The organism is Hydrogenophaga sp. 70-12 (assembly GCF_001897365.1).
In the GTDB taxonomy this organism is placed as follows: Bacteria; Pseudomonadota; Gammaproteobacteria; order Burkholderiales; family Burkholderiaceae_C; genus Hydrogenophaga; species Hydrogenophaga borbori.
The window spans coordinates 1-4,304 of the sequence record NZ_MKSS01000011.1; the positions used below are offsets into that span (position 1 = coordinate 1).

The 4,304-nt window shown below is 73.4% G+C and carries 2 protein-coding genes; both read right to left on the reverse strand.

Annotated elements, in window-relative coordinates; all coding sequences use genetic code 11:
• Positions 1–113: 113 nt before the first annotated feature.
• Positions 114–3,251, reverse strand: coding sequence for an efflux RND transporter permease subunit (locus tag BGO22_RS00645; RefSeq protein WP_286848291.1), 3,138 nt, complete (start codon positions 3,249–3,251; stop codon positions 114–116).
• Between the two features lie 6 nt (positions 3,252–3,257).
• Positions 3,258–4,304, reverse strand: a 1,047-nt coding sequence (locus BGO22_RS00650) for an efflux RND transporter permease subunit (RefSeq protein ID WP_286848293.1), incomplete at its 5' end; no start/stop codon positions are given.

Below are 4,304 nucleotides of genomic sequence, written 5' to 3' on the forward strand. Positions count from 1 at the left end.
GAGGCGCGGGCGCCTCGCGGCCGCCGCTGGCGCAGGCCGCCAGGAACAGCGGCAGCGCCGCGAGCGTGAGACGGCGGGGCAAGGAAGCGGACAGGAACAACAAGGGCATGGCGTCAGGCGGTGATGGCGGCGGGCGCGGTGGGTGGGCCCAGGCGCGCGCGCAGCCGTTCCAGCATCAGGTAGACCACGGGCGTGGTGTAGAGCGTGAGCAGCTGGCTCATGGCCAGGCCGCCGATGATGGCAATGCCCAGCGGGCGGCGCAGTTCCGAGCCTTCGCCCAGGCCCAGCACCAGCGGCACCGCACCCAACAGCGCCGCCAGGTTGGTCATGAGGATGGGGCGCAGGCGGCGCAACGCGGCCTCGTGGATGGCGTCGCGCGGCGCCAGGCCGCGCTGGCGCTGCGCGGCGAGGGCGAAGTCGATCATCAATATGGCGTTCTTCATCACCACGCCGATCAGCAGGAACAGGCCCAGCAGCGCGATCAGGCTGAACTCGGTGTCCGAGATCCGCAGCGCCAGCAGCGCGCCCACGCCAGCCGAGGGCAGGGTGGACAGGATGGTCAGCGGGTGCAGCAGGCTTTCGTAGAGCATGCCCAGCACCAGGTAGACGGTGACCAGCACGGCCAGGATCAGCCAGGGCTGGCGCTTGAGCGTGGCCTGCAGGCTGTTCGGGTCGCCCGCGCGCTCGCCGGTGGAGATGCTGGTGGGCAGCAGCAGGCCGTTGACGGCGCGCTCGATGGCCGCCTGCGCCTGCTGCAGGCTCACGCCCGGCGCCAGGCCGTAGCTGATGCCGGCGGAGGCGAACTGCGCGTCGTGCTGCACGCGGTCGCGCGTGAGGCCATAGCGCCAGGTGGCGATGGCGCTGAGCGGCACGCGCTGGCCCGCGCCGTTGAGCAGTTGCACCTCTTCCAGCGCGCTCGGCTCGCTGTTGCCGCGCGGGTCGGCCTCCATGACCACGCGGTACTGGTTCAGGGCGTCGTACAGCGTGGCCACCTGGCGCTGCGAGAAGGCGTTGTTGAGCGCGGTGGTCACCGTGTCCATGCCCACGCCCAGGCGGCGCGCGGCCTCGCGGTCCACCTGCAGCACCACCTGCTGCGCGTCCTCGCCGGCGCCGAAGTCCACGCCGGCCAGCTCGGGCAACGCGCGCAGCGCCTCGCCCACCGGGCGCGTCCACTGGCGCAGGTCGGCCAGCGAATCGGAGCGCATGACGAACAGGTACTCGCCGTCGCCGCCGCCGCTGGCCAGCCGGATGTCCTGGTCGACCGACACGAACAGGATGCCGCCGGCGATGGGCGGCGCGGCGGCGCGCAGGCGCGCGACCACGGCCGAGGCCGGCTCGCCGCGCTCGGCCAGGGGCTTGAGGCGGATGCGGAACCAGGAATTGCTGGTGCCGGTGCGCCCGCCGCTGACACCGGTGACGTCGGCCACGGCCGGGTCGGCCACCAGCAGGCGGCGGTAGGCCTCCACCTTGGGCTGCATGCCCTGGAAGGAGAAACCGTCGTCGCCGCGCACGAAGCCGCTGAGCTGGCCGGTGTCCTGCTGCGGCAGCATGCCCTTGGGGATGGCCACGTAGAGCCAGACGTTGAGCGCCACCGTGCCCACGAGCAGCAGCAGGGTGAGCCAGTGGTGGCGCAGCGCGAAGGCCAGGCTGCGCGCGTAGCCGGCCTGCACGTCGGCCAGCGCGGTGGCGATGAGGCGCGCCAGCGGGCCCGGCGCGCGCGTGCGCGGGCCGGCCGGCAGGCCATGCGCGCACAGCGCCGGCGTGAGCGTGACCGACACGGCCAGCGAGATCAGCATGGCCGCCACCAGGGTGAGGGAGAACTCGCGGAACAGGCGCTCCACCACGCCGCCCATGAACAGGGTGGAGACGAAGACCACGATCAGCGCGCCGTTCATGGCGAGCAGGGTGAAGCCGACTTCGCCCGCGCCGGTGAAGGCGGCGCGCCAGACGGTGCGCCGGCCGATCTCGCGCCGGCCGGTGGCGGCCAGAGCGGCGCGCGCGCGCTCGAGGTGGCGCTGGATGTTCTCCAGCACCACGATGGCGTCGTCCACCACCAGGCCGGCGGCCACGATCAAGGCCATCACCGACAGGTTGTTGAGCGAGAAGCCCAGCCACCACATGGCCGCCAGCGCGCCGACCAGCGACACCGGCAGGGCCAGCGCGGGAATGAGCGCCGTGCGCAGGCTGCCGAGGAAGGCCCAGACCACGGCCATCACCAGCAGGCAGCTCAGGACGAGGGTGAAGCGGCCCTCGCGCAGCGTGGCGCGGATGCCGGGCGAGCGGTCCATCACCACGCTCAGCTGCGTGTCGGCCGGCAGCAGGGCGCGCAGCTGCGGCAGCTGCGCGTGGATGGCGTCGACGGTCTGCACGATGTTGGCGCCCGGCCGCCGGCTCACCAGCAGCACCACGGCCGGGCGGTTGTTGTGGTAACCGGCGGTGTAGCGGTTCTCCACCGAGTCGCTGACCTCGGCCACGTCGGCCAGGCGCACCAGCGCGCCGCCTTCGTTGCGCACCACCAGCACCGAAAAATCGGCCGCCGTGCGCAGCGGCGCCGGCAGCGCGATCTGCCAGCGCGAGGCGTCACGCTCCACCGCGCCAACGGGCCGCCAGGCGTTGGCGTCGGCGATCGCGCGGCGCACGTCGTCCAGCGACAGGCCGCGGTGCGCCAGCGCCTGGGGCTGCACCTGCACGCGCACCGCCGGCAGCGAGGAGCCGTCCACCGTGACCTCGCCCACGCCCGCCACCTGCGCGAGCTTCTGCGCCAGCACGGTGGAGGCGTTGTCGTACAGCGCCGACGGGGGCAGCCGCGGCGAAGACAGGGCCAGCGCCATGATGGGCGCCTGCGAGGGATTGACTTTCACGAAGCTGGGATTGCCCACCATGCCGGACGGCAGTTGCCCGCGCACCGCGTTGATGGCGGCCTGCACCTCGCGCGCCGCGTCGTCGATGTCGCGGTTCAGGTCGAACTGCAGCGTCACGCCGGTGCTGCCCTGGTTGCTGCTGGAGCGGATGCTGGTGACGCCCGCGATGCTGCCCAGTGCGCGCTCCAGTGGCGCGGCCACGGTGGACGCCATGCTCTCGGGGCTGGCACCGGGCAGGCTGGCGCGCACCTGGATGACGGGGAAGTCCACGCGCGGCAGCGGCGCCACCGGCAGCAGCCGCAGGGCCAGCAGGCCGGCGAGCACGATGGCGGCGGCCAGCATCGCGCTGCCCACGGGGCGGCGGATGAAGAAGCGGGCCAGCGCGTGCATGGCGGTTCAGGCCAGCGGGGCGCGCGCGGCGCGGCGGCGCGCCAGGCGGTCGAAGGCCAGGTAGACCACCGGCGTGGTGAACAGGGTGAGCACCTGGCTCACGACCAGGCCGCCCACCATGACGATGCCCAGCGGCTGGCGCAGCTCGGCGCCCGAGCCGCTGGCCAGCATCAGCGGCACGGCACCGAACAGCGCGGCCAGCGTGGTCATGAGGATGGGGCGAAAGCGCAGCAGCGCGGCGCGGTGGATCGCCTCGCGCGGCGACAGGCCCAGGCGGCGCTGGGCGTCGAGCGCGAAGTCCACCATCATGATCCCGTTCTTCTTCACCAGGCCGATCAGCAGCACCACGCCGATCACCGCGATCAGGTCCAGCGGGCGGCCCGCCAGCAGCAGCGCGGCCAGCGCGCCCACCGTGGCCGAGGGCAGCGTGGACAGGATGGTCAGCGGGTGCACCGCGCTCTCGTAGAGCATGCCCAGCACCAGGTACATCACCACCACGGCGGCCAGGATCAACCACAGCGTGTTGGTGAGCGAGCTGCGGAAGCCCTCGGACGCGCCCTGAAAGGCCAGCTCCACGGCGATCGGCAGCTCGATCTGGCGCCGCACGGCATCGATGGCGGCCACGGCCTCGCCCAGCGAATGGCCGGGCGCGAGGTTGAAGGACAGGGTGACCGCCGGGAACTGGCCCTGGTGCTCGATGGCCAGTGGCGCGCGCCGCTCCACCGCGCGCGCCACGGCGGACAGCGGCACCGGACGCGCATCGGCCGCGCCGCCGGCGGGCCGCACGTACACGCCCTCCAGCGCCTGCAGGCCGCCGCGCGCCGCGTCGTCGCTCTCCAGCACCACGCGGTACTGGCTGGCGTGCGTGAACAGGGTGCTGACCTGGCGCTGGCCGAAGGCGCTCTGCAGCGCGGAGGCGATGTCGCTCATGCGCAGACCCAGGCGGGCGGCGGCGTCGCGGTCCACCTCCAGGTAGGCCTGCAGGCCCTCGCGCTGCAGGTTGCCGGCCACGTCGGCCAGCTCGGGCCGCTGCGCCAGGGCCTGCAACAGGCG

What these genes read in the sequence shown, in the direction of transcription:
- BGO22_RS00645 (WP_286848291.1), bottom strand. Translation starts at nt 3,251, where the DNA reads ATGCACGCGCTGGCCCGCTTCTTCATCCGCCGCCCCGTGGGCAGCGCG.